Origin of the sequence: Phenylobacterium sp., assembly GCF_028290885.1 — a bacterium.
Taxonomy (GTDB): domain Bacteria; phylum Pseudomonadota; class Alphaproteobacteria; order Caulobacterales; family Caulobacteraceae; genus Phenylobacterium.
On record NZ_JAQGIZ010000076.1, the window covers coordinates 1 to 24096 of the forward strand.

The window sequence follows — 24096 nt, forward strand, 5'->3', positions numbered from 1 at the left end:
CTGGCCGCGGCCGGCCGGCACTTCTGCGCCGGGGCGGACCTCAAGGAACGCAACGGCATGACCGACGCGGCCTGGTCGGCGCAGCACAAGGTGTTCGAGGCCATGGCGCGCGCCCAGCTCGCCGTGCCGGTCCCGGTGATCGGCGCGGTCAACGGCGCGGCCATGGGCGGCGGCTGCGAGATGACGCTCGCCTGCGACTTCGCCTATGCGGCGGAAACCGCGCGGTTCGGCCTGCCGGAGGTGGGCCTCGGCATCATGCCGGGCCTTGGCGGCACGCAGCTGCTGCGGCGCTGCGCAGGCGAGCGGCGGGCGCTCGAGCTGCTCACCTCCGGGCGGCCGTTCACGGCCGCCCAGGCGCTGGACTATGGGGTGGTCAACGGCGTCACGGCGCCCGAGGCGCTGATGGAGACCGTGCTGGCCGTCGCCGCCGAGATCGCCTCCAAGGCGCCGCTGTCCGTGCGGGCGCTGAAGCACGTGGTCCGCGAAGGCGCCTCGCTCGACCTGGCCGCCGCCATGGAGCTGGAGCTCTCCGCTTACAACCGCCTGTTCAAGACCGCCGACCGCCGGGAAGGCGTGGCCAGCTTCAACGAGAAGCGGACGCCCAGCTTTGAGGGGCGCTGACAACGGAGCGCGCGGCAGCATGGTCATCGATCGACGGGGTGCGGTTCTGGCGGGGCTCGGCCTCTGGGCGGGCGGCGCCGTGGCCGCGCGCGCGGCGGCCGACCCGTTGTCCGGCCGGGCGCTATACGCCGACGTAAAGACCTACGCGCAGTTCGGCGAGCACCGCACCGCCACGGCCGGCGACGACGCTGCCACGACCTGGCTGGAACCGATGCTGTCGGCGGCTGGCTATGCGGTCGAGCGCCAGGCCTTCGACTATCCGGTGTTCGAGCTGGCTCGGGCGGAGCTTGCGGTGGGTGGCCGGACGATAGCCGGCTTCCCCTACTGGACGCCGCGCACGACGCCGCCCGGCGGCGTGACGGGCGCGCTGTCGGTGCACGGGGAGCCGGGCAGGGTTGCGCTGGTGGACCTGCCGCCGGGCTCGGGCAGCGGCCTGAACGCACCGCCGCCGGCGCAGATCGCCGAGGCGGCGGCGAGCGGCGCAGTCGCGGTGGTGGCGATCACCGAAAATCCGCTGGGCGAACTCTCGGCGCTCAATCGGGCGGCCAAGGCCGAGCCGTGGCGGGTCCCCGTCCTGCTGGCGGCCGGCCGCGAGGGCGCGGCGCTGAAGGCGGCGGCCGCGGCGGGAACGCCGGCGACGGTATGGCTGGAGGGCCGGACAGTGACGCGGACGGCGCACAACGTCGTCGGCCGCCGGGCCCGGCCGGGCAAGCACCTGGTCCTTTCGACACCGAAGAGCGGCTGGTTCCATTGCGCGGGCGAACGCGGCTCGGGGATCGCCATCTGGCTCGGCCTGGCGCGTTGGCTGGCGGCCTCCACGGACCACAACCTGACCGTCGTGGCGGCCTCCGGCCACGAGTTCGACGGCTACGGCGGACACATCTTCACCGAGACGCTCGCCCCGAAGCCTGCCGACACCAAGCTCTGGCTGGCCATCGGCGCCAATGTCGCGGCCTACGATTTCGCTCTGCAGGACGGCGAGATCATGCGTCAGGCGGGGCCGCAGCCCGGCCGTATCCTCGCCTGCAGCGACGCCCTGATCCCGCTCGCGGCCAAGGCCTTCGCCGGCCAGCCCGGCTACGCCACGCCGTTCGACATCGACCAGCGCAAGCCGCCCGGCGAGGTGGCGCTGTTCCAGTCCCTCGGCTACGCGCCGTTGATCGGCCTGGTCGCCGGCCACCCCCTGCACCACACCCGCCGCGACCTCCCCGACGTCACCGACGGCGGGATGCTGGAGCCGGTGGCCCGGGGCCTGCAAGCGATGCTGGCCGAAGCGCACTGACCTGGATCAGTTTGCCGCCATGCGTTCGGGACCAGGGTGGCCGCCCCTCGTGGAGACCGCACATGGCTTGTCGTGTCCTTCCGATCCGGTCCGCGGCGATCGCCGCCGCGGCCGTCCTCCTCGCCTCGCCGGCGCTCGCCCAGCCCCCCGACGCGACCATCGACCTGACCGCCCGTACGGTCGCCGTGGGCGTGGGCTACACCTGGGGCGGCGGAACCCTGCACTACCACGGCATGAACTATCCCCTGACGGTCAAGGGCATCTCGGTGATCGACGTCGGGATCAGCAAGTTCAGCGCCCGTGGGGACGTCTTCCACCTGAACAGGGTGGCCGACATCAACGGCGTCTACCATGCGCTGGCGGCGAGCGCGGCGGTGGCCGGCGGCGGCGGGGTCGCCACGCTGGAGAACGACAAGGGCGTGCGGATCAAGATGGTCAGCTCGGCCGCCGGCCTGGAGTTCAAGTTTGCGCCCGAAGGCGTCTCCATCAAGCTGAAGTAGCCAGTTGGCGCCGGACCGTGGACCCCTGGATCGCGGCGGATAGGCGCCTAGCGCCGCCGTTGCGCGAAGAGCCAAGCCGCCATCGCGGGATCGTTGTAGGCGGGGTCCCAGGCGGCGTGACCGACGCCAGGCAGCTCGGTGTAGCGGACGTCGGCGCCCAGCGCTTTCAGGGCGGCGGCCATGCGGCGGGATTCCTCGACGGAGACGGACTGGTCGGCGTCGCCGTGAAAGAGCCAGATCGGCAGGCCGGCGACGCGCTTGGCGACGGCGGCATAGGGGTCGCCGGCCGAGGCTGGGGCGATGGCGGGATATTTGACCCCGCTTGTCTTGCCGGTGAACTCCGTCACGAAGCCGCAGACCACCACCACCGCGGCGAACCGCTGCGGATAGCGGTAGGCCAGTGACCAAGCGCCGTTGCCGCCGGCGGAGAGGCCGGTGAGGTAGACCCGCGCCGGATCGCCATGGAACTCGGCCAGCGCCTGGTCGACCGCCGCCAGCGCCGCCTGGCCCCCCTGGCGCTGCCAGCCGGGGGTCCCGTCGGCGTGGGCTTGGGCGAAGATGACAATGGCGGGAAACCGTTCCGGATGCAGGCGGATCACGCTGGCCACGACGCCGTTCGCCGTCCGCAGGCCGTCCGAGCCGTAGTCGCCGCCGCCGTGCAGCGCCAGGATGACGGGCCAGGCGCGGCGCGGATCGAAGTCCCTGGGGACATAGACCTCGTAGCGGTATTCGACCCCCGCCACGGTGACCGAGCGGTCGAGGAAGCCGGTCTCCGGCGTACGCGCCCAAGCGGGGGCGGCGATCAGCAACGCCGCCGCCAGCACTGCCCCAAGTCTTCTCATTCGCCCCTCCCTGAGTTCCCCGCGGGCATCGTGGCCACAGGGCATGGGCGGGCACAAGCCGAAGAGGACTGGAGCCGCCTTGAGTCTCCGCGTAGGCATGGGCCATGCGCATGCCCGCGCCCGACCTCGCCCTGATGGCCCGCAAGGCTGGGATCGTGCGCGCCCTGAAGCGGCTGGTCCCGGGCGAAGGCGTGATCGGCGAGCCCGCCGGCCTCGTGCCCTTCCAGTCGGACGGCCTTTCCGCCTATCGTCAGACGCCGCTCGCGGTGGTGCTGCCGGAGACTGTGGCGCAGGTCTCGGCCGTGCTCGCCTGGTGCCAGGCCAACGGGGTGAAGGTGGTGCCGCGCGGCGCGGGAACATCGCTCTCCGGCGGCGCGCTGCCGCTTGAGGACGGCATCGTGCTCGGCATGGCCAAGTTCAACCGCATCCTGGAGGTCGACTACGCCAACCGCTGCGCCGTGGTGCAGCCGGGCGTCACTAATCTCGCGATCACCGGGGCGGTGGAGGCGGACGGCTTCTACTACGCCCCCGATCCGTCGAGCCAGGTCGCCTGCACCATCGGCGGCAATGTGGCGGAGAACTCCGGCGGGGTGCACTGCCTGAAGTACGGGCTGACCACCAACAACCTGCTGGGCTGCGAGATCGTGCTGATGAGCGGCGAGGTGGTGCGGCTGGGCGGCAAGGGCTTCGACGCCGCAGGCTACGACCTGCTCGGCGTGGTCACCGGTTCCGAGGGCTTGCTGGGCGTGGTGACCGAGGTAACCGTCCGCCTACTGACGAAGCCGCAGACCGCGCGGGCCATGCTGCTGGGTTTCGCGTCGGTGGAGGCGGCGGGCGCGACCGTTGGCGACATCATCGCCGCGGGGGTGATCCCGGCGGGGCTGGAGATGATGGACCGGCCGGCGATCGTCGCGGCGGAGGCTTTCGTCGGCGCGGGCTATCCGACCGAGGCCGAGGCGCTGTTGATCGTCGAGCTGGACGGGCCGGAGGCGGAATGCGTCGAGCTCTCGGCCCATGTGGCGGGATTGGCCGAAGCGCGGGGCGCGACGACGATCCGCACCTCGGAAAGCGACGCTGAGCGGCTGGCGTTCTGGGCGGGACGCAAGGCGGCCTTCCCAGCGGTGGGGCGCATCTCGCCGGACTACTACTGCATGGACGGCACCATCCCGCGCCGGCAGCTGCCGCATGTGCTGACGAAGATCACCGAGATGGGCCTGGAGTACGGCCTGGGCGTGGCCAATGTCTTCCACGCCGGCGACGGCAACCTGCACCCCTTGATCCTCTACGACGCCGACCAGCCGGGGCAGCTGGAGGCGGCGGAGGCCTTCGGCGCCGACATCCTCAGGCTCTGCGTGGCCGTGGGCGGAGTGCTGACCGGCGAGCACGGGGTGGGCGTCGAGAAGCGCGACCTGATGGGGGAGATGTTCAACGACACCGACCTCGCCTGCCAGCAGCGGGTGAAGTGCGCCTTCGACCCCGATCTGCTGCTCAACCCGGGAAAGGTGTTCCCCCGCCTGCATCGCTGCGCCGAACTGGGCCGCGTGCACGTGCATCGAGGCGCTGTGGCCTTTCCCGAACTGCCGAGGTTCTGATGCTTGACCTCGCCGCCACTGCCGAACGTCCGAAGACCGCCGCTGAGGTCGTCGAGCTGGTGGCGGACGCCGGCGCGGTGGGCCGGACGCTGGAGGTCGTGGGCGGCGGGACCAAGCGCGGGATCGGCGCGGTGCGCGGCGCGGATGCGGTGCTGAGCCTCGGGGGCCTGAACAGGGTGGTAGATTACGCGCCGGAGGAACTGGTGCTGACCGCGCAGGCCGGCGTGAAGCTGGCCACCCTGGAGAAGCTGGTGGCCGCCGAGGGCCAGATGCTGCCGTTCGAGCCGCCGCACCTGGCGAAGCTGCTGCGCGCCAGGGGCCACGCGACCCTGGGCGGGGCGCTGGCCGCGAACCTCTCCGGCCCGCGGCGCATCCGGGCGGGGGCCGCGCGGGATCATTTCCTCGGTTTGGAGGCGGTGACCGGCCGCGGCGAACGGGTGAAGGCCGGCGGGAGGGTGGTGAAGAACGTCACCGGCTACGACCTCTGCAAGCTGATGGCCGGGTCCTGGGGCACGCTGGCGGTGCTGACCGAGGTCACCATCAAGGTGTTGCCGGCGGCGCGGACGGAGCTGACCATCCTGCTGTTCGGCCTCGACGACCGGCGGGCGGGCGAGGCGATGACCTGCGCCCTGAACGCGCCGGCAGAGGTCTCCGCCGCCGCCCATCTGCCGCCGTCCACGGCTGCGCGCGCGCCGCTGAAGGGCGAGATGGCGGTGACGGCGATCCGGCTGGACGGCTTCGCCGCCTCCGTCGCGGCTCGCGCGGAGCAACTGCTCGCCGCGCTGAAGGGCTTCGGACGCGCCGACATGCTGGACGCCGAGCACAGCCGAGAGTTCTGGGCGCAGGTCCGCGAGGTCGAGGCGTTCCACAGGGACCCGCGCCCGCTGTGGCGCATATCCGTGCCGCCGGCCGCGGGCTGGCGGGTCGGCGAGGCGGTCCCCGGGGAGGCGCTCTACGACTGGGGCGGCGGGCTGGTCTGGCTGTTGTCGGAGGCGGAGCCCGCGGCGGTGCGCGCCGCCGTCCGCGCGCTTGGCGGCCACGCCACCCTCTATCGCGGCGAGGGTCCCGCCTTCGAGCCGCTGGACGGTCCGCTGTTCGCGCTGACGGCGCGCGTGAAGGCGGCCTTCGATCCCAAGGCGGTGCTCAATCCCGGCCGGATGGGGCTGGCCTGATGCAGACCGCCTTCACCGCCGCCCAGCTCGCCGACCCGGAGACCGCCGCCAGCCACGCGGAGATCCGCAAGTGCGTGCACTGCGGCTTCTGCACCGCGACCTGCCCGACCTACGTCCTCTTGGCCGACGAGCGCGACAGCCCGCGCGGCCGGATCGAGCTGATCAAGGCCATGCTGGAAGCGGGCGGCCCGCCGGCGAAGGAGACGGTGACCCACGTCGACCGCTGCCTCTCGTGCCTGGCCTGCGTCACCGCCTGCCCGTCCGGCGTGGACTACGCCCAGTTGATCGACCACGGCCGCGCCCACATCGAGGCGCACTACCGGCGGCCCTGGCTGGAGCGGGTGCTGCGGGCGGTGATCCCGGGGGTGCTGGCGCGGCCCCGGCGGCTGCGCCTGGCCCTGGCGCTAGGGCGGCTGGCGCGGCCGCTGGAGCCGGTGTTGGAGGTGCTGAGGCTGCATCGGCTGGCGGCGATGCTGCGTCTGGTCCCGAAGCCTGCGCCGTCGGTCCGGCCGCGGCCGTCATATCCCGCGGAGGGAGCCTCGCGCGGCCGGGTGGCGCTGCTGCAGGGCTGCGTGGAGCCGGCCATGGCGCCCTCGATCCGCGAGGCGGCGATCCGGCTCATCACCCGCGCCGGCTTCGAGGTGGTGCTGGCCGAGGGCGAGGGCTGTTGCGGGGCGCTTTCGGAACACCTCGGCCGGGCGGAGGAGGCGCGGGGCTTCGCCGCGGCCAATGTGCGGGCCTGGACGCGGGCCGGGCCGTTCGACGCCATCGTCACCACGGCGGCCGGCTGCGGCACGACGTTGAAGGCCTACGGCCATCGGCTGGCGGGCGACGCCGACGCGGCGCAGGCGGCGGCCCTGGCCCGCGACGTCCTGCAGTTCATCGGCGAGGTCGGCCTGCCGCCGGTGACCCGCCCCGGCGCCCTGAGCGTCGCCTACCACGCGCCCTGCTCGCTGCAACACGGCCAGCGGATCAAGGCCGGGCCCGCGGCGCTGCTGGCGCGGGCGGGGTTCGAGGTCCGCGAAATCCCCGAGGGCCACCTCTGCTGCGGCTCGGCGGGCGTCTACAACATCCTGCAGCCGGAGCTGGCCGGGCGCCTAAGGGCGCGCAAGGCGGCCAACATCGCGCGCAGCGGAGCGGCGGTGGTGGCGGCGGGAAACGTCGGCTGCATCGCCCAGATCGCGCCGGCGGTTGACGCGCCCGTCATCCATCCGGTCGAGTTGCTCGACTGGGCGACGGGAGGGCCCAAGCCCCCCGGTCTCAGCGGGTCAGCGCGTTAGGGCGAGACAGACAGGGGCGCCCGTCGCGCTCGCAGATTTCGCCTTTCCGCAATGCGGAGAGGGCGCGCCTCAGATCGGCGCGTAGGCGTCGCTGAGCGGTCTGTCGTGCGGGATCGGCGCCTCGGCCCCGCCGGCGCCGCCAGGGGGGCGGCGCGAGGTCACGAGCTCATCCCAATCCTCGGGTCCGTCGCGGCGCGGACGCACCGGGCGGCGGAGGGTGGAGCGGAGACGAGCGAGGAAGTGCTCGAGCGTCTCGTCAGATCCCGTCAAGTCGGGTTTGAACTGTCGATCAGCCATGGGGCGGTCGTATACCGCAAACCGCGTCGAAACGCCACACGGAGAAGTGAAAAAATGGTTAACGGGCTGATTCGTTGACGCCCCTTGCGGCCCTCTCCTAGGGTCGCGGCGACAAGCAAGGGAAACGCCATGAAACTCCATGTGTCGATCGGCCCCAACCCTCGGGTGGTGAAGATGTTCCTGGCCGAAAAGGGCCTCGAGATGCCGTTCGTAACGGTCGATCTGATGGGCGGGGAAAACCGCCAGGCCCCCTACAACGTCTCGGTCAACCCGGCCGGCCAGACGCCGGCCCTGGAGCTGGACGACGGGGGCTGCCTCACCGAGATCACCGCCATCTGCGAGTACCTGGAGGAGCGCCAGCCGAGCCCGCCGCTGATCGGGACCACGGCGGAGGAACGGGCCGCGACCCGCATGTGGACCCGCCGGGTGGACATCAAGGTCTGCGAGCCCATGGCCAACGGCTTCCGCTACGCCGAGGGCCTGCCGCTGTTCGAAGGCCGCATGCGCTGCCTGCCGGAGGCCGCACCCGGCCTGAAGGCCGTCGCCAAGGACGGCGAGGAATGGCTGGAGGGCCAGTTCAAGGGGCCCTGGATCGCCGGCAAGCGGTTCACCCTGGCCGACATCCTGCTCTTCGCCTTCCTGGACTTCGGGACGCAGGTGGGACAGCCGCTGGACCCGGGCTTCGGCAAGCTCGGCGACTGGTTCGACCGGGTGAAGGCGCGGCCGAGCGCGGCGGCCAGCGCCTAGATGGCGCCAATCCTGCGCTGGGGGGTTTGACGCTTCGATGCCGACGCCCCCCGCCGCTGCCGACCGGCTGCTTGCTGAAGAAGACGAGACCGACGCCCACTCGCCGCCCGGCATGCCCGACGGCCTGCCGGTTCCGCGCCGCTACTGGTCGGTGGTGGCGATCTGGCTGGCCATGGCCATGTCGGTGCTGGACGGGGCCATCGCCAACGTCGCCCTGCCCACCATCGCCGGCGAACTGCACGCCAGCCCCGCCGCCTCGATCTGGATCGTCAACGCCTACCAGCTGGCGATCACCGTCACCCTGCTGCCGCTGGCGGCGCTGGGCGACCGGCTTGGCTACCGGCGGGTCTATATGGTGGGCATAGCGGTGTTCACCGTGGGCTCGCTCTGCTGTGCGCTCTCGCACACCCTGCCGACCCTGACGGCGGCGCGCGTGCTGCAGGGCCTGGGCGCCGGCGGGATCATGAGCATCAACGCCGCGCTTGTGCGATTCACCTATCCGAAGCGGCAGCTCGGGCGCGGTATCGGGCTGAACGCGGTGGTGATCTCGATCTCCGCCGCCATCGGGCCGACCGTCGCCGCCGCCATCCTCGCCAAGGCGTCCTGGGAGTGGCTGTTCGCGATCAATGTGCCGATCGGCGTCGTGGCGATCGTCATCGCCAGCCGGGCGCTGCCGGTGACCGTGGGCTCCGGGCGGAAGTTCGACGTCATCGCGGCGCTGTTGAACGCGGCCACCTTCGGCTTCCTGATCACCGGGGTGGAGAGCGTGGTGAGCGAGGGGCTCGCGTCCGGCCTCTCCAAGCTCGCCATCGGGGCCGTGGCCGGAGCGCTGCTGACCTACCGCGAGCTTCGCCGGGAGCATCCGCTGGTGCCCTTCGACCTGCTGCGGATTCCGATCTTCGGCCTGTCGATCCTGACCTCGATCGTCTCCTTCGCCGCCCAGATGATGGCCTACGTCGGCCTGCCCTTCTACTTCCAGGGGGTGATGGGGCGCACGGCGGTGGAGACCGGCCTCTTGATGACCCCCTGGCCGCTGGCGGTCGGGCTGGCGGCGCCGATCGCCGGACGGCTCGCGGACAGGTACCGGGCGGGCGCGCTGGGCGGGATCGGGCTGGTGGTGTTCGCGGCGGGTCTGGGCCTGCTTTCGGCGATCCAGCCGGGCGCCTCGAACCTGGACATCGCCTGGCGGATGGCGGTCTGCGGCCTGGGCTTCGGTTTCTTCCAGTCGCCCAACAACCGCGCCATGGTCACCGCCGCCCCGATGAACCGCAGCGGGGCGGCCGGAGGCGCGCTCGCCACCGCGCGCCTGCTCGGCCAGACCGCGGGCGCGGTGACGACGGCGGTGTTCTTCCACCTGGCCGGGACGCACGCCACGACCACGGCGCTGGCCACCGCCGGGGCCCTGGCCGCGCTGGCGGCCCTGGTCAGCCTGTCCCGGCTGAGGCTGGCCCCGCGTCCGAGGCCCGAGCGGCCGGACCAGATCGGCAACGTCCCGGCCGGGCCCTGAGTCGCGGCTTCGATGAGGCGCCTCGGAGGTCCGCTTCCGGCGCCTGCGCCGAACTTGGCAGAGTCCGTGCTACGCAAGCTTGGGCGATTCTGATCCGCTTTGGGGGGAGGGAATGGAAATACACCGACCGAAGCCGTTCCACCGCTGGCGGGAGTTTCTGAAAGAGGTCGGCATCATCGTGCTTGGGGTGCTGATCGCGCTCGCAGCCGAGCAGATCGTTGAAACGCTGCATCACCGTGAGATCGTAAAGAGCGGAGAAGACGCGCTGCACGACAATTTCGCGAGGTTCGTGCAGTACAAGTCGGAGCTGGACCAGGAAGCGCCGTGCATGGCCGCCCGCGCCGCCGAGCTTCGGGCCATTCTGGACGAAGCGGGCAGGACAAGGCGCCTGGGTCGCGTCGGGACGATCCCGCAACCTTATCCGCTCCCCTGGCAGATCGACACTTGGGAGGCGATGGTCGCGTCAGGCGCCGCGCCCTATCTGCCGCCTCCCAAGACGGTGCTCTACTCCCGCATCGCAATGTCAGGAGTCGATCTATACAACGTCGCAACAAGCGAATGGGCGGAATGGGGCGCGCTCCGCAGCCTGTCGGGACCTCCCCGCGCCTTCAGTGAAACTGAAGAAGCCAAGGCTCGCGACACCCTCGCTCGCGCGGTTGAGCAAGCCAACCTGGTCAGGTTCATCGCCGAGCACACAGTCGTGCGAATAACGGGCACTGGTCTGCTTGATCAAAGAGCGCTGAGCGAAGCCACCGACCGCGGGCGTCATCCGGGCCACCCGGTATGGATGTGCCAGCCCATCGCCGTCGAAGATCGCTGAGTTTCGACCCGTTGCGTTCAGAAGGTCCGCCTCTTTCATCTCAAGCGTAGACAGATTTCCCCTCGCCATTTGAGGGGAGAGGCGAATTTCGGCCGCGACCATATTTCCGTGGTGAGGAGTCCATGACCCTCTTGAAGGCCGTGCTGAAGGCGCTTTCAGACTCGTAGCCGAGCGACAGGGCGATGGCGGAAATGGGATCGCTGGAATTTTCCAGCCTGTCCCCAGCCAGCATCATTCGCCAGCGCGTGAGGTAGTCCATAGGCGTAGCCCCAACCGTCTCCTTGAACTTCTGGGCGAAGCTCGATCGCGACATGCCGGCCCGCTCCGCAAGCGCCTGCAAGGTCCAGCGCCGCGCCGGATCCTGGTGCATGGCGTTGATCGCCGCGCTCATCTGTATGTCCGCCAGGGCGAACAGCCACCCAACGCCACCGCTCGACCCTTCCGCCAGATACAGGCGCAACGCCTGGACCAGCACCAAATGGGCCAGGTGTCGCGCCACCAGCAGGCCGCCCGGCCGCGGCTCGCGCAGTTCCTGCATCATCCGCTCCAAAGACCAACGCAGCGCCGCCTTGTCGGAGTCTTTGCGCAGATGGACGATGGGCGGCAGCACCCCCAACAGGATGCCGGCATGATGGCCGGCGAAGGCGAACCACCCGCCGATCCCAAAGCATTCTCCCCCGCCATTGAATGAGGTGATCGCGCCATCGCGCGCGGTTGAAAAAATCGTCTCGCCGTCGATGGGCGTCAAAGTCAGATCGCTGGCGAGGCGGAAAGGCCGCCCTCTCGGCAGCAGGAGGCAGTCCCCCGCCCGTAGACGCACCGGATCGGGAACGCCCTCCATGGACAGCCAGCATTGGCCAGACGCCACGGCGTAGCACTTGATGCCCTCGTGCTGGGCGAACTGGATGGACCACGGCCCAGCCATATCGAACCCGCGGACCATGTAACTGCGCGGCTTCAGCAGCGACAAAACATCGGAGAGCGGATCCATGGCGTCCTGGACGATCGAGAATAAAATACGGACGATACAGCATAGATCGTATTTCTCCCAGCCCCTATGCTGAACCCCATTGGGCTGCGAATGCGGTCGTGGCTCTTCGTAAAGGCTGGGTCGTCATGCGTGTCTTTGTCACCGGGGCTACGGGCTTCATCGGTTCCGCAATCGTGCAGGAGCTCATAGGCGCGGGCCATCGGGTGCTCGGGCTCGTGCGCAGCGACGAGGCCGCCGGCGCCTTGGCGCGGTTGGGCGTCGAGGCGCATCGGGGCGATCTCTCCGACATCGACAGCCTTGGCGCCGGCGCACGCGCCTGTGAGGGCGTGATCCACACGGCCTTCATCCACGACTTCACCCAGTTCGCGGCCAACGTCGAGACGGACAGGCGCGCCGTCGAGGCGTTGGCCGGCGCGCTGGAGGGCTCGGGCAAACCCCTGGTCATCGCGTCCGGGACCCTGATGGTTTCGTCCGGCCGGCCCGCCACCGAACAGGACGCGCCGCCGAGCCTCGACGCCCCTCGCGCGGCATCGGAGGCGATGGTGCTGGCGGCGTCCGGCCGTGGGGTGCGCGGCAGCGTCGTGCGGTTGCCGCCCACGGTCCACGGCGCGGGCGACCACGGCTTCGTGCCCAGGCTGATCGCCGCCGCCCGCGAAAAGGGGGTTTCGCCCTACGTGGGCGACGGCGCGAACCGCTGGCCGGCGGTGCACCGGCTGGACGCGGCGCGTGTCTTCCGACTGGCGCTCGAGAGCGCGGAGCCCGGCACGCGCCTGCACGCCGTCGCCGAGGAGGGCGTCCCCATGCGCGCCATCGCCGAGGCGATCGGCGCCGGGCTGGGCGTCCCGGTGCGGAGCCTCACCCCGGACGAGGCGCCCGCGCATTTCGATTTTCTGGCGATGTTCGTCGGGACCGACAATCCGACCTCCAGCGCCTTGACCCGCAGCGCCCTGGGATGGCGCCCGCAAGGGCCGGACCTCCTGACGGACATGCGGGACAGCGGATATTTCGCGGCGTAGGAGGAGAATAGCTTGAGCGCGTCATCGAAAGCCCTCGAGGGCAAGACCGTGGTCGTTATCGGCGGCGCCTCCGGGATCGGCTTCGCCGTCGCCGCGGCCGCGCGGGACGAAGGCGCCAGGGTGGTCATAGCTTCCAGCCAGGACGCCAACGTCCAGGCCGCGGTGACGCGGCTCGGCGGCGGCGCGACCGGATCTGTGGTCGATGTGGGCGACGAGGCCGCTGTCGCCGGCTTCTTCGAGCGGCTGGGCCCCTTCGATCACCTGGCGTTCACGGCGGGCGACTGGGGTGGGAGCATGTTTGCGCCCGCGCGTGACCTGGATCTGGGGGTCGCGCAGGCTGCCTTCACCGTGCGGTTCTGGGGGGCGCTGGCTGTGGTCAAGCACGGTTGCCGGACCATTGCCGAAGGGGGCTCGATCACCCTGACCGGCGGCATGCTGGCGCATCGACCCATGAAGGGCGCGCCGGTCCCGACGGCGGTGGCGGGCGCGATCGAGCACCTCACCCGGGGCCTGGCGGTCGACCTGGCGCCGGTTCGCGTCAACGCGGTCTGCCCGGGAATCGTGCTGACCGACCGGACGAAGCAGCTGCCCGAGGACCTGCTGCGGACGTTCACGACGCGGCAGCCGCTGCCGCGCGGCGCTGACCCGGCCGAAGCCGCGGAGGCCTACCTCTATCTGATGCGCGGCGGCTACACGACCGGCCAGGTGCTGTTGGTGGACGGCGGCGGCTCCGTCGTCTGACCGAAGTCCACCTACAACAGACCCACGCCCGCCCTGGCCCCTAGCCGACGTTGCGGCTGCGGCCTTCCCAGTAGGGCTTGCGCAGTTCGCGGCGCAGCACCTTGCCCGAGGCGTTGCGCGGCAGGACGTCGATGAAGTCGACGGACTTGGGCGCCTTGAAGCCGGCGATCCGCTGGCGCGCCCAGGCGATGATCTCCTGCGGTTCAGGGGCGGCGCCGGCGGCCGGCACGACGATGGCCTTCACCGCCTCGCCCCAGCGCTCGTCCGGCACCCCGATCACCGCGGCGTCGGCGACGCCCGGGCAGCCCAGGATCGCGTTCTCCACCTCGGCCGGATAGATGTTCTCGCCGCCGGAGACGATCATGTCCTTCACCCGGTCGTGGACGAAGATATAGCCGTTCTCGTCGCGGTAGCCGGCGTCGCCGGTCTTCAGCCAGCGGTCCGGCGAGACGGTCTCGGCGGTTGCCTCGGGGCGGTTCCAGTAGCCGGCCATGACCATGCCGCCGAAGATCGCGATCTCGCCGATCTCGCCGACCGCGGTCTCGCCGCCATCTTCGTTCAGGATGCGCACGGCCATCTGCGGCCAGGCCTTGCCGCAGGAGCGCAGCAACTCGCCGCCATGCTCGCTGGGCTTGAGGAAGGCGCCCGCGCCGGTGGACTCGGTCATGCCGTAGAACTGGATGAAGCCGCAGCCGAACCGCTGGGTGGCGGCGGCCAGCACCGCCTCGCTGATCGGCGAGGCGCCGTAGGCGACGCTCTTCAGGCTGGAGAGGTCCGCGCCCTCGATCTCCGGCGCCTGCAGCAGCATGTTGATCATCGCGGGCACGAGGAAGACGTGCGCCACGCGCTCGGCCTCGATCAGGCGCAGCACCGCGGCCGGACTGAACTCCGGCAACAGGATCACCCGTCCGCCGGCCGCCAGCCCCGAGAAGCTGATGTTGGTCCCGGCCACGTGGAACAGCGGCATGACGATCAGCACCGTGTCGTCGGGCCCGTAGTCGAAACCCTCCACCTGGGTGCGCAGTTCGAGGAAGGCCGAGTAGTTGCGGTTGTCGAGCCGCACGCCCTTGGGCAGGCCGGTGGTGCCGGAGGTGTAAAGCTGCAGGACGTCGTCGCTGGCCACAGGCGGGGTCAGGGCCGGCGGGGCGGCGGCGTCGCGCAGCGCCTCATAGCTGTCGAAGCCCTCGCAGGGCTCGCGCACGCCGATAAGCCGGATGGGCCGGTCGACCTGGCTCACCACCATCTGCGCGGCGGCGAAGAACTCCGGCGTCACGAAGAACAGGTCCGCGCTGGAGTCTTGCAGGATGAAGGCGATCTCCGGCACGGCCAGGCGCGCGTTGATCGGCGCTAGGCACACCCGCGCCCGCGCCGCGCCGAAGAAGATCTCGAAGAAGGCCTCGTGGCTGCGGCCGAGCCAGGCGACGCGGTCGCCGGGCTTCGCCCCGACGTTGGCCAGCAGGCCCGCGACCTGGCCCGCCCGGCGGTCGAGCTCGGCGTAGGTGAGGGTGCGGCCCTCGCACTGGACGGCGACGCGTCCGCCGCGGTCGGCGGCGTGGACCGCGGGGATGTCGGCGAGAATGCGGAGGGCCTGGCTCATCAGCCAAGATTGCTAGCCGATCGCGCCGCCGCGGCCTAGCGCAGCTTGAGCCGCGTGAAGACCATGGCGCCGCGCGGATCGTCGCCGTAGGCCGCATCGAGCGCCGAGGGGACGAAATCGAAGGCGTAGAGCGCGCCCAGGCCGACGCTCAGATGGGTCGACAGCGGCCAGTCGTGGACCGCGCCGACCGAGACCTTGCCCACCGTGTAGGTCGGGCCATGGTGGCCGCCGGCAGCGACGGTCAGTTCGTCGTTATCCACCCGCTCGGCTCGACCGAAGATCGTCCAGGCGGCATTGGGCTTCAGTGCGCTCTCCAGCACCCAGGCGTCGAGGTCGATCCCCTCGCTGGACCGCCGGCCCCAGGCCGCGGTGGTCGACCACCAGCCGTGGTCGCCGAACGGGACGGTGTAGATGGCGCTGGCGGAAAGCTTGCGCTGGTTCACCTGCGGGTCGAGCTGCTCGGGGCTCTTTTCGTCGGCCCAGGAGGCCTGCAGCGACCAGTTGGCGGTGGGGTTCCAGGATAGGCGCGCGGCGGTCGAGTCCAGGGCGCCCGTCTCGATGTCGAAACGGTGCTGGTCGGGCTCGCGGCCGTTGTAACGCGAGGCCTCGAGCTTCCAGCCGCCGCGGACCACGCCGAAGGTGACCACGCCGAAGGTGATGTGGGTCGAGTCCAGCCAGTGGTGGCTGATCGGGGCCTCGGGGCTGTCCATGACCGAGAGCCGGTGCATGAAGGCCGGCGGCCCGAACGCGGGCTCGCCCGGCAGCCCGGCGTAGACGAAGGCGCTGGTCGCCGCGTCGAAGCGGTAGGCGTAGGAGGCGGAGAGCTCCATGAACAGGTCGTGCGGATGCTGGCGGTCGACCAGCGGCGTCTTGCCGTCCGCCGTCTCGCCGGTGGCCAGCAGCAGCGGATAGCCGCTCTTGCCCATGAACGGATCCGGGCTGACCATGGCGCGAAGCTGCAGGGTCCCGGCGTCGCCGACCGGGCGCTGGGCCATGACCATCAGCATGCCGGAGACGAAGGCCTTCTCGGCGCCGCGCGGCCCGTACTGGTTGTCGTAGACCCCGTTCAGCACGCCGTGGACCATCAGCATCCATGGCCCGCGCATCAGCTGCAGGCCGTCGTGGACGGAGGCGTCGGGCTGCCAGGCGGTGCCCGAGGCTTCGCGGGTCATGGCGTAGGGCCCGAGCGCGCCGGTCATGGCGTGGCCCATGTCCATCGCCGGCATGTCCATCCCCGGCATGTCCATGTGCGACATGTCCATGCTGGCCATGTCGTGGCCTGTGGCCTGGTCGGCCTGCCCGTGGTCCATGCCGGGCATGGCGGTGGCGTCCTGTGCAGCGGCGGGTGCGGCAAGGGCGAGCAGGGTCGCGGCGAGCGGCCAGTTCATCGTGCGCTGCGCTCCAGGAGCTGGACGAGTTCGGTCGCCTTGCGCCGCTGCTCGGCCTTGTCGCCACCGGCGATCGCGCCCTCGATGCAGTGGCCGAGGTGGCCCTTCAGCAGCTCCGTCTCGACCCGCGCCAAGGCGGCCCGCACCGCCTGGATCTGGGTCAGGATGTCGATGCAGTAGCGATCCTCGTCCACCATCCGCGTGATCCCGCGGACCTGGCCCGCGATCCGGTTCAGGCGGTTCAGCAGCTTCGGCTTGTCCGGGCGATCCATGCGGCGCTCCCCTGCAAGCCGCAGCTCTAGGGCGCTCCCATCTCGCTGGCAACATGCCCCCAGGGGGTATGTGGCGCTGACTTCGCGGGCGGGTCCCGTCGTCGAGCGTCGCTGCAACCCGCGGGCTAAGTAAAACCACGGAGGGTCGCGTCCGTATATCTACGTAATGGAGGAATTCCCGAGGGCGCGCTATTGTTTTGAGTATAGGCGGGACCAATCCCAACTATCGAATAGAACTCACAGACGGAATTCGGCGGCCGGCTATGACCATTATCTCCCCAGAGGATCTCAGTCTCGTGGCCCTCGGCGTGGTCATCTGGGTCGTCGCCCTAAGCGTGGCGTTCAGCTTCTACCTGCCGGTCCTGCGCGCCGAGAGGCGGCCGCGGCTGTCCGTATCAAGTTCATCGCCGCCTGGTCTCGACCGGCCCGCGTCGGATATCCCACTCCGTTAATCCTTCGCCGGTAGGTTTGCGCTTCTTCCTAGGACGGAGCGCGCCCGCGTGTTGGCCGTACTCACCTGCATCTTCGTGCAGCACGATCTGCGCCTGGTGGCCGTGGCCGCCCTGATCTGCGTGATCGCCTCGAGCACCGCCTTCGGCTTCCATCTTCGCGGCCTGAAGGCCCAGGGCGGCCTGCGCTGGGCCTGGCTGGGCCTGACGGGCCTGGTCGCCGGCTCCGGCGTCTGGGCGACGCACTTCCTCGCCATGCTGGCCTACCAGCCGACCTTGCGGATCGCCTACGACCTCGCCGGCACCGCGGCCTCCCTGCTCGCCGCGGTGCTGGGCATGGGCCTGGGGTTCGCGCTGCCGGTCTGGCGTCGCGACCGGGGGACCGCGCTCGTCGGCGGCGCCCTGACCGGCGCCAGCGTGGCCGTGATGCATTACATGGGCATCGACGCCATCCGCACCCAGGCCGAGGTGCTGTGGGACCCGCGCTTCGTCGTGGCCTCGGTGCTGATCGGCGCCACCGGCGGCATGGCGGCCTTCTCGGTGCGCGACCGCGTCAAGGGCGCATGGGCGTGGGCGCCCCCCGCGGGACTGCTGGTGCTGGGCATCGTCGGCCTGCACTTCACCGCCATGACCGCCGTGACCCTGGTTCCCGACCCGACGCTGGCCATGCCCGCCCAGGTGATGGAGCGCGGCGGCCTGGCGCTGGCGACCGGGGCGTTGGCGACCTTCATCCTGACTGCTGCGGCGAGTCTCATGTTCATGGAACGCCTGGGCCAGCACAACACCTTCGCCAGTCTGCGCCATGCGCTGAACGCCGTACCCGCGGGCCTGGCCTTCTTCGATCCTTCGGAGCGTCTGAGAGTCTGGAACGAAGCCTACGCGGCCCTGCTGACCGACTGCGGAATCGAGGTCGAGACGGGCCTGCAGCGCCGTTCGCTCCTCGACGCCGCCACCGCTGCGGGCTGGTTCGGCCGGGCCGAGGACGGCGAGGCGGGCGGCGCGGCGGAGCCTGAGGCGAATGCCCAGATCGGCGTCTGCGAATTCCGGCTGGCGGACGGACGCTGGCTGCGCCACGAGGCCTTCCGCACCGACGACGGCGGCGAGGTCATGGTGCTGACCGACGTCACCGAACAGAAGCAGAGCGCCACGGCCATGGCGGCGGCCCGCGACGCCGCCGAGGCCGCCAACCGGGCGAAGAGCGAGTTCCTCGCCAACATGAGCCACGAGATCCGCACGCCGCTGAACGGCGTGCTGGGGATCGCCGATGTCCTGACGGGCACCCGGCTTTCAGCCCGGCAACGGGAGCTGGTGGGGGTGATCCAGCAGTCCGGCAGCCTGCTGAACGGGCTGTTGAGCGACCTTTTGGACCTGGCCCGAGTGGAGGCGGGCGTGGCCGAGCTCCGGCCGGAGCCGGTGCAGCTGCGCGAGGTGGTGGACTCGGTGAGGGCGCTCTTCGCCGGCGCCGCCCACGAGAAGGGCCTGGCCCTGCTCGCCGCGGTCGAGCCGGCCGCCGAGGGCCTTGTCGACTGCGATCCGCAGCGGCTGCGGCAGGTGCTGGGCAATCTCGTGAGCAACGCCATCAAGTTCACCGAAACCGGCGAGATCGTGCTGATCGTGGCGCGGACCGGAGATCGCGTGCGCTTCGAGGTCCGCGACAGCGGCGTGGGCTTCGACGCCGCGCTGAAGGCGACGATCTTCCAGCGCTTCCGCCAGGGCGACAGCTCGGCGACGCGCAAGCATGGCGGCGTCGGACTGGGCCTGGCGCTCTGTGACGAATACGTGCGGCTGATGGGCGGGGAACTCTCCTGCGACAGCCGGCCGGGCGAGGGATCGGTGTTCCGCTTCACGCTCGACCTTCCGCTGCGCGACGCGCCGATCGCCCCGGCGGCGGTCCCGGCGCCGGCGCCGCCTTCCGCCCGCCCCTGCAAGGTCCTGGTGGTGGACGACAATCCGGTGAACCGCCAGGTGCTGGAGCTGATCCTGGGCGCCGTCGGCATAGACCACGCCTCGGCGCAGGACGGACGCGACGGGGTCGAAGCGATGCAGACCGGTGAGTTCGACGCCGTGCTGATGGACATCCAGATGCCCGTGATGGACGGGCTGGAGGCGACGCGCCGGATCCGCGCCTGGGAACGCGCCACCCGGCGTCAGCGGTCGCCCATCCTCATCGTCTCGGCGAACTGCCTGAAGGAGCATGTGGAGGCGGGTCGCGCGGCGGGCGCCGACGGCCACCTCAACAAGCCGATCTCGGCGGCCGAGCTGGTGACGGCGCTGGAGACCCACATGTCGGCCGCGCAGCGCGCCGCGGCCTGACGGCGCTCGCCGAAAAGACTATCGGCCTTCGCGGGCCCATAGCTGCTTGGCCAGAACGCCGACCCGCGCCTCGATCGCGGCGGCTGCGTCGAGGCAGAGGTCCTCGCGGTAGCGCGAGGCGATCAGTTGCACGCCCATGGGATGGCCATCGATCAGGCCGGCCGGCGCCACGGCGGCGGGTAGGCCCAGCACACTGATGGCGGCTGTGAAACGCATGTCCTCGCCGAGGATCTCGCCGACAGCGTGGTCGTGGGCGAGGTCGGCGTTGACGCCGGGGGTGCGCTTCACCGACACCGGCGCCAGGATAAGCGGATAGCATTCGAGGAAGGCTAGCCATTCGCGCAGCACGCGCGAGCGCTGGGCGATTGCCCGCATGTAGGCTTCGCCGTCCAGGATCGTCGCCATCCGCAGGAGGCCATCGAGCGCGCGGAGGAAGTCGGGGCTGGCGACCTCGCGCATCTGCGGCGCCTGTAGGGTCGCGATCTCGGTCGCTATGAGATCAGCCCAGAGCTTCAACGCCACCGAGACGTCGGGCGTATCGACCTCGCTCACGTCATAGCCGGCGTCGGAGAGGTGGCCCGCGGCCTTGTCGATCAGCGCCAGCACCTCGCCGTCGCGCTTCAGGTCCGACGGGATCCTGGCCACCGCGACCTTGACCGGACCCCCGGTCCCGGCCGGCGCCAGCGGCGCCGGAACCCACCAGGGGTCGCGCACGTCGCGGCGGCTCATCACCTCCAGCGCCAGCCGGACGTCGGCCACTTCCCGGGCGAGCGGGCCTTGGCAGGACATCAGCTGGGCCATCGGCGGGCGCTCCACCGGCGCGCTGGGGTTGAAGGCCGGGACGCGCCCCTGGGTCGGCTTGATGGTGGCCAAGCCGTTCCAGGAGGCCGGTCCGCGCAGCGAGCCGCCGATGTCGTTGCCGTGCGCGATGGCGCCGATGCCGGAGACCACAGAGGCCGCCGCGCCGCCTGACGATCCACCGCAGGTGACCGCCGCGTCCCAAGGGTTGAGGGTCAGGCCATGCAGCGGATTGTCCGTGAAGGCCCGCAACGAGAATTCGGGCGTGTTGGTCAGGCCGATGATGATCGCGCCCGCCCCCCGCAGGTTGGCGACGACCGCCGAGTCCGCCGGCGCGATGTTGTCGCGGAAGGCCGCGACGCCGTTGGAATTGGCCTGCCCTTCCACGTCGACGTTGATCTTGATGGTGATCGGGACCCCGTGCAGCGAGCCCAGTTCGCCGCCCTCGGCCTGGCGCCGGTCGGCGGTCCGCGCGGCCTCCAAGGCCTGGACGGTCAGGTCGACGACCACGGAGTTGATGGGTGGGTTGGCCGTGCGCAAACGCTCGACGTGGGCGGTCACGACCTCCTCGGCGGAGGCTTGTCCGGCCTTGATGGCCTTGGCCGTCTCGACCGCGGACCACTGCCAGATGGGCGTCGATTCCATGCGCTTCCCCCGGGTGTGGCGCCATTGGTCCACACGCCAAGGCCGGCGCCAACGGATTCAATGCTCGGCGATCGCGGCCTGCCGGGAGCCTGGTGGGCCTGCGCTACTGAGGAGAGCGCAGCGCGTCCGCCGATCGACAAGACTGCAGGCGCTGGCCGTCGAGCCGCGGATCGAAGCGACCGTCGGGCCCGTCGTCCCCGGCCTGGCGGCGCCGGCAGTCGCTCGGGTCGAGGGCGCCGTCGAAGCGCAGGCCAAGCGCGAAGCTCTGCCGTGAGCCCGGCGCGAATTGGCCGCCGTAGCGTCCGCCGAACCGGTTGCCGAATTGGGTGTCCTCGACGGCTATGCTGACCGTCCCGGTTTTGCCGACCGGGAAGTCGGAGCGGACGTAGGCGCTGCGGTAGCCGCCGGTCCCCACCGACACATCCGCCACGCCGTGCACCTTGCGGGGCTCCTCCGATCCCGAGATGACGCCGCTCGCGCCGTCCTTTGGCAATGCCGCCGCAGGCGAGGTCTTCAGATAGTTGTCGATCTGCTCGGCGACGCTGGGCGGGGCGCCGGCCGCCGCGGCGGTCGCGACCGCTTCCGGTTCGGCCGCCAGCACCGGGCCTGAGGCGGCAAAGGCTGCGGCGAGAATGAGGGCGGGAAGCAGTCGGGGGGACAGGGTCATGAGCCCTCTTATGCGCTCTGCACTGCTCGGGATTAAGGCGAAGCCGTAATGCGCGCGAAACACGGCCGCGCAAAGTTGCGATTCGAGTGCGTGTGAGGTTCTGTCCCGCCGGGGCGCGGCCGGTCCAGGCCCATGCCTACGCTTCACATTTCGAGGACTCCATATGATCCGTCAGAGTTTGGCCGCGCTGGTCGCGCTTGGCCTTTCCGCAACCGCCTCGTTGGCGCAGACTCCCACCCCGGCCAACCCGACCGCGGCGGCGACCGCCTCACGGCGCGACAATCCCGACGAGCCGCTGGCCAACGTCGGCAGCGTCGTCGAGCGCCGCTCCGAGCGCGGGCAGGCGGCCGGCGAGCGGAAGATGAGCGACTTCGACATCGCCACCGCGCCGATCCACGAGACGGCGACGTCCACCCGCCACAGCGTGACCGTCGGCGGCCGCACCATCCCCTACACGGCCACGGCCGGCACGCTCACCCTGCGCGACGACGACGGCAAGCCGATCGCCAGCATGTTCTACGTGGCCTACACGGCCGACCGCGCGAAGGGCGAAGCCGACCGCCCGGTGACCTTCCTCTACAACGGCGGTCCCGGCTCGGCGTCGCTGTTCGTGCACATGGGCCTGTTCGGACCGGTGCACGTGATGACGGATTCGCCTGGCCCCACCCACGCGCCGCCCTTCACCATCGCCGACAACCCGAACTCCCTGCTCGACAAGTCCGACCTGGTGTTCCTCGACGCCATCGGCGCCGGCTATTCGCGCCCGCTCGGCGACACCAAGGGCTCGGCCTTCTGGGGCGTCGACCAGGACATCGACGCCTTCGCCCGCGGCATCCAGCGCTACGTCTCGATCAATCACCGCTGGAATTCGCCGAAGTTCCTGTTCGGCGAGAGCTATGGCACCACCCGGTCTGCAGGCCTCGTTTACGCGCTCCAGGAGCGCGGCCTGCAGTTCAACGGCGTGCTGATCCTGTCGTCGATCCTCAACTACGGGGTCCGCGACGCAGGCTTCGACCACATCTACGTCACCTACATGCCGAGCTATGCGGCGACTGCGGCCTACCACCATCGGATCCCGGCCCCGGCTGACCTGAACGCCTTCCTGGCCGAGGTGCGCGACTGGGCGGCCGGGCCCTACCAGCTGGCGCTGGCCAAGGGCAGCAACATCTCCGAGGGCGAGCTCGATGCGACCGCGCGCAAGATGAGCGCCTACACCGGCCTCTCGGTCGACTTCCTGAAGCGCGCGAACCTGCGGGTGGACCTCGCCCGCTTCCGCAAGGAGCTGCTGCGCGACCAGCGGCGCACGCTGGGCCGCTACGACTCGCGCTTCACCGGCATCGACTCCGACGCGGCCGGCGAGAACGCCGAGTACGACCCCTCCGACACCGGCATCCACGGCGCCTATGTAGCGGCGCTCCACGAGCACCTGGAGAAGGACCTCGGCTACACCTCGGACCTGAATTACTGGCCGTCGGGCCCGAACATCAACCGCGCCTGGGACTGGAAGCACAAGGCGCCGGGCTCGCAGTTCGCCTCGCAAGTGGCCGACACCGCCCAGGACTTGGGCCTGGCGATCCGCCAGAACCCGCACCTGATGGTCTATTCGCTGAACGGCCTCTACGACATGGCCACGCCGTTCTTCGGCACCGAGTACGACCTAGCGCACATGCAGCTCGACCCGACGCTGCGCAACAATGTGCGGTTCGCCTACTATCCCTCAGGCCACATGGTCTACCTGAACCAGGACGCCCTTCGGCAGCTGAAGGCCGACGTGTCGAAGTTCTACGACGAGGCGCTGGCGAAGCGCTGATCCGGCTCAGGGCTTGAGCGAAGCCGCCGTCACCGTCGCCGAACCTTTCAGCGCGGCGGTGGCGGCGTCCGGGCCAATGGCGACCCTGTAGGCGCCCCCGTCGAGGCGCCAGCCGTGCGCCTTGACGTCCCAGTCGGCGAGCATCCGCTGCGGCGCGGCGACGGTGACCTGGCGGCTCTCGCCGGGCTTCAGCGTCACCTTCGACCAGCCGATCAGCCGCTGCTGGCGGCGCTTGGGGCCGGCGGTGAGGTAGAGCTGCGGGGTGTCGGTTCCGGCCCGGACGCCGGTATTGGTGACCGTGAAGCTGGCGGTCAGCGTCTTGCCGCCCGCGACCTTCAGGCCGGAATAGCGGAAGCCCGTGTAGGCGAGGCCATAGCCGAACGGATAGAGCGGCTTGTCGCCTGACTTCGCGTAGCTCCGGTAGCCGACGTCCGAACCCTCCGTGTACCGCACATCGAACGGTTTGGGGGCCGGTCCGGCAGGCGTGATGGCCTCGACCGCGGCCTGATCGGCCCCGGGCAGCACCGGGCGCGGCAGCTGCGCCTCGCTGGCGGGGAAGGTCATCGGCAGGCGGCCCTGCGGGTCGACCTCGCCGAACAGCACCTTGGCGATCGCCTCGCCGCCGCGCGCGCCGGGATACCAGGCCTCCAGGATGGCGCCAGCCTGGGCGCGCCAGGGCATCAGCACCGGACCGGCGGTCTCCAGCACCACCACGGTCTTCGGGTTCGCCGCCGCCACGGCGGCGATCA

Annotated in this window: 21 protein-coding genes; 13 read left to right on the forward strand and 8 right to left on the reverse strand. The window is 70.7% G+C overall.

Annotated elements, in window-relative coordinates:
• The 3 genes from JWP28_RS05765 to JWP28_RS05775 all read left to right on the forward strand — a co-directional run.
• Positions 1–621: enoyl-CoA hydratase-related protein (locus JWP28_RS05765; protein WP_299540976.1), on the forward strand; the 621-nt coding region annotated here is incomplete at its 5' end.
• Positions 622–640: 19 nt separating this feature from the next.
• The gene (locus JWP28_RS05770) at positions 641–1903 is read left to right on the forward strand and encodes a hypothetical protein (RefSeq protein ID WP_299540978.1); all 1263 of its coding nucleotides are present in this window, start codon (positions 641–643) and stop codon (positions 1901–1903) included.
• Positions 1904–1965: 62 nt separating this feature from the next.
• Positions 1966–2403: a hypothetical protein gene (locus JWP28_RS05775; protein WP_299540981.1), complete on the forward strand. Its 438-nt coding sequence runs from the start codon at positions 1966–1968 to the stop codon at positions 2401–2403.
• Positions 2404–2450: 47 nt separating this feature from the next.
• Here the strand turns inward: JWP28_RS05775 and JWP28_RS05780 are convergent, their stop codons facing one another.
• Positions 2451–3245 (reverse strand): PHB depolymerase family esterase, encoded by a 795-nt coding sequence (locus tag JWP28_RS05780; RefSeq protein ID WP_299540983.1) that lies wholly within the window; start codon positions 3243–3245, stop codon positions 2451–2453.
• A gap of 104 nt (positions 3246–3349) precedes the next feature.
• On the opposite strand from JWP28_RS05780, the gene JWP28_RS05785 reads away from it, so the two are divergent.
• From JWP28_RS05785 to JWP28_RS05810, 6 genes are all read left to right on the forward strand, one after another.
• Complete coding sequence (locus JWP28_RS05785) at positions 3350–4837, forward strand: FAD-linked oxidase C-terminal domain-containing protein (RefSeq protein ID WP_299540985.1); 1488 nt, start codon at positions 3350–3352, stop codon at positions 4835–4837.
• The gene (gene glcE, locus JWP28_RS05790) at positions 4837–6009 is read left to right on the forward strand and encodes a glycolate oxidase subunit GlcE (RefSeq protein WP_299540987.1); all 1173 of its coding nucleotides are present in this window, start codon (positions 4837–4839) and stop codon (positions 6007–6009) included. Before JWP28_RS05785 ends, glcE begins: the two co-directional genes overlap by 1 nt.
• Positions 6009–7289 carry a glycolate oxidase subunit GlcF gene (glcF, locus tag JWP28_RS05795; protein WP_299540989.1) on the forward strand — a complete coding sequence of 427 codons (1281 nt, stop codon included), beginning with the start codon at positions 6009–6011 and terminating at the stop codon, positions 7287–7289. The genes glcE and glcF overlap by 1 nt, the downstream gene beginning before the upstream one ends.
• 426 nt (positions 7290–7715) lie before the next feature.
• Entirely contained in the window at positions 7716–8333 is a 618-nt protein-coding gene (locus JWP28_RS05800) for a glutathione S-transferase family protein (protein ID WP_299540991.1), read from the forward strand.
• A 37-nt stretch (positions 8334–8370) separates the two neighbouring features.
• A complete protein-coding gene (locus tag JWP28_RS05805; RefSeq protein ID WP_299540993.1) occupies positions 8371–9840 on the forward strand; it encodes an MFS transporter in 1470 nt (489 codons plus the stop codon).
• Positions 9841–9952: 112 nt separating this feature from the next.
• Positions 9953–10660, forward strand: coding sequence for a hypothetical protein (locus JWP28_RS05810; protein WP_299540995.1), 708 nt, complete (start codon positions 9953–9955; stop codon positions 10658–10660).
• A 40-nt stretch (positions 10661–10700) separates the two neighbouring features.
• On the opposite strand, the gene JWP28_RS05815 is transcribed toward JWP28_RS05810, so the two are convergent.
• Positions 10701–11651, reverse strand: coding sequence for an AraC family transcriptional regulator (locus tag JWP28_RS05815; protein ID WP_299540997.1), 951 nt, complete (start codon positions 11649–11651; stop codon positions 10701–10703).
• A gap of 125 nt (positions 11652–11776) precedes the next feature.
• On the opposite strand from JWP28_RS05815, the gene JWP28_RS05820 reads away from it, so the two are divergent.
• Together JWP28_RS05820 and JWP28_RS05825 are read left to right on the forward strand one after the other, a co-directional pair.
• A complete protein-coding gene (locus JWP28_RS05820; protein WP_299540998.1) occupies positions 11777–12667 on the forward strand; it encodes an SDR family oxidoreductase in 891 nt (296 codons plus the stop codon).
• Between the two features lie 12 nt (positions 12668–12679).
• Positions 12680–13408, forward strand: coding sequence for an SDR family oxidoreductase (locus tag JWP28_RS05825; RefSeq protein ID WP_299541000.1), 729 nt, complete (start codon positions 12680–12682; stop codon positions 13406–13408).
• Between the two features lie 40 nt (positions 13409–13448).
• On the opposite strand, the gene JWP28_RS05830 is transcribed toward JWP28_RS05825, so the two are convergent.
• Genes JWP28_RS05830 through JWP28_RS05840 form a run of 3 tightly spaced genes read right to left on the reverse strand, consistent with a single transcriptional unit; the run spans position 13449 to position 16665 of the window.
• Positions 13449–15005 (reverse strand): long-chain-fatty-acid--CoA ligase, encoded by a 1557-nt coding sequence (locus tag JWP28_RS05830; protein WP_299541002.1) that lies wholly within the window; start codon positions 15003–15005, stop codon positions 13449–13451.
• Positions 15006–15040: 35 nt separating this feature from the next.
• Complete coding sequence (locus JWP28_RS05835) at positions 15041–16393, reverse strand: hypothetical protein (protein ID WP_299541004.1); 1353 nt, start codon at positions 16391–16393, stop codon at positions 15041–15043.
• Complete coding sequence (locus tag JWP28_RS05840; protein ID WP_299541005.1) at positions 16390–16665, reverse strand: metal-sensitive transcriptional regulator; 276 nt, start codon at positions 16663–16665, stop codon at positions 16390–16392. Before JWP28_RS05840 ends, JWP28_RS05835 begins: the two co-directional genes overlap by 4 nt.
• A 503-nt stretch (positions 16666–17168) precedes the next feature.
• On the opposite strand from JWP28_RS05840, the gene JWP28_RS05845 reads away from it, so the two are divergent.
• Complete coding sequence (locus tag JWP28_RS05845) at positions 17169–19427, forward strand: ATP-binding protein (protein WP_299541008.1); 2259 nt, start codon at positions 17169–17171, stop codon at positions 19425–19427.
• Positions 19428–19445: 18 nt separating this feature from the next.
• Here JWP28_RS05845 and JWP28_RS05850 read toward each other — a convergent pair whose 3' ends face one another.
• A complete protein-coding gene (locus JWP28_RS05850; RefSeq protein ID WP_299541010.1) occupies positions 19446–20870 on the reverse strand; it encodes an amidase in 1425 nt (474 codons plus the stop codon).
• A 103-nt stretch (positions 20871–20973) separates the two neighbouring features.
• Positions 20974–21537 carry a hypothetical protein gene (locus JWP28_RS05855; protein WP_299541013.1) on the reverse strand — a complete coding sequence of 188 codons (564 nt, stop codon included), beginning with the start codon at positions 21535–21537 and terminating at the stop codon, positions 20974–20976.
• 163 nt (positions 21538–21700) lie between these two features.
• On the opposite strand from JWP28_RS05855, the gene JWP28_RS05860 reads away from it, so the two are divergent.
• On the forward strand, positions 21701–23347 hold the full coding sequence (locus tag JWP28_RS05860; protein ID WP_299541016.1) for a peptidase S10: 1647 nt from the start codon (positions 21701–21703) through the stop codon (positions 23345–23347).
• Positions 23348–23353: 6 nt separating this feature from the next.
• On the opposite strand, the gene JWP28_RS05865 is transcribed toward JWP28_RS05860, so the two are convergent.
• Positions 23354–24096: glycoside hydrolase family 3 C-terminal domain-containing protein (locus tag JWP28_RS05865; RefSeq protein ID WP_299541018.1), on the reverse strand; the 743-nt coding region annotated here is incomplete at its 5' end.

Excerpts from the sequence above, each read along its gene's own strand:
- JWP28_RS05855 (WP_299541013.1), bottom strand. The coding sequence starts at position 21,537 with ATGACCCTGTCCCCCCGACTGCTTCCCGCCCTCATTCTCGCCGCAGCC.
- JWP28_RS05805 (WP_299540993.1), top strand. The coding sequence starts at position 8,371 with ATGCCGACGCCCCCCGCCGCTGCCGACCGGCTGCTTGCTGAAGAAGAC.
- JWP28_RS05835 (WP_299541004.1), bottom strand. The coding sequence starts at position 16,393 with ATGAACTGGCCGCTCGCCGCGACCCTGCTCGCCCTTGCCGCACCCGCC.
- JWP28_RS05810 (WP_299540995.1), top strand. The coding sequence starts at position 9,953 with ATGGAAATACACCGACCGAAGCCGTTCCACCGCTGGCGGGAGTTTCTG.
- glcF (WP_299540989.1), top strand. The coding sequence starts at position 6,009 with ATGCAGACCGCCTTCACCGCCGCCCAGCTCGCCGACCCGGAGACCGCC.
- JWP28_RS05820 (WP_299540998.1), top strand. The coding sequence starts at position 11,777 with ATGCGTGTCTTTGTCACCGGGGCTACGGGCTTCATCGGTTCCGCAATC.
- JWP28_RS05770 (WP_299540978.1), top strand. The coding sequence starts at position 641 with ATGGTCATCGATCGACGGGGTGCGGTTCTGGCGGGGCTCGGCCTCTGG.
- JWP28_RS05840 (WP_299541005.1), bottom strand. The coding sequence starts at position 16,665 with ATGGATCGCCCGGACAAGCCGAAGCTGCTGAACCGCCTGAACCGGATC.
- JWP28_RS05850 (WP_299541010.1), bottom strand. The coding sequence starts at position 20,870 with ATGGAATCGACGCCCATCTGGCAGTGGTCCGCGGTCGAGACGGCCAAG.
- JWP28_RS05830 (WP_299541002.1), bottom strand. The coding sequence starts at position 15,005 with ATGAGCCAGGCCCTCCGCATTCTCGCCGACATCCCCGCGGTCCACGCC.
- glcE (WP_299540987.1), top strand. The coding sequence starts at position 4,837 with ATGCTTGACCTCGCCGCCACTGCCGAACGTCCGAAGACCGCCGCTGAG.
- JWP28_RS05785 (WP_299540985.1), top strand. The coding sequence starts at position 3,350 with ATGCGCATGCCCGCGCCCGACCTCGCCCTGATGGCCCGCAAGGCTGGG.
- JWP28_RS05860 (WP_299541016.1), top strand. The coding sequence starts at position 21,701 with ATGATCCGTCAGAGTTTGGCCGCGCTGGTCGCGCTTGGCCTTTCCGCA.
- JWP28_RS05800 (WP_299540991.1), top strand. The coding sequence starts at position 7,716 with ATGAAACTCCATGTGTCGATCGGCCCCAACCCTCGGGTGGTGAAGATG.
- JWP28_RS05775 (WP_299540981.1), top strand. The coding sequence starts at position 1,966 with ATGGCTTGTCGTGTCCTTCCGATCCGGTCCGCGGCGATCGCCGCCGCG.
- JWP28_RS05815 (WP_299540997.1), bottom strand. The coding sequence starts at position 11,651 with ATGGATCCGCTCTCCGATGTTTTGTCGCTGCTGAAGCCGCGCAGTTAC.
- JWP28_RS05780 (WP_299540983.1), bottom strand. The coding sequence starts at position 3,245 with ATGAGAAGACTTGGGGCAGTGCTGGCGGCGGCGTTGCTGATCGCCGCC.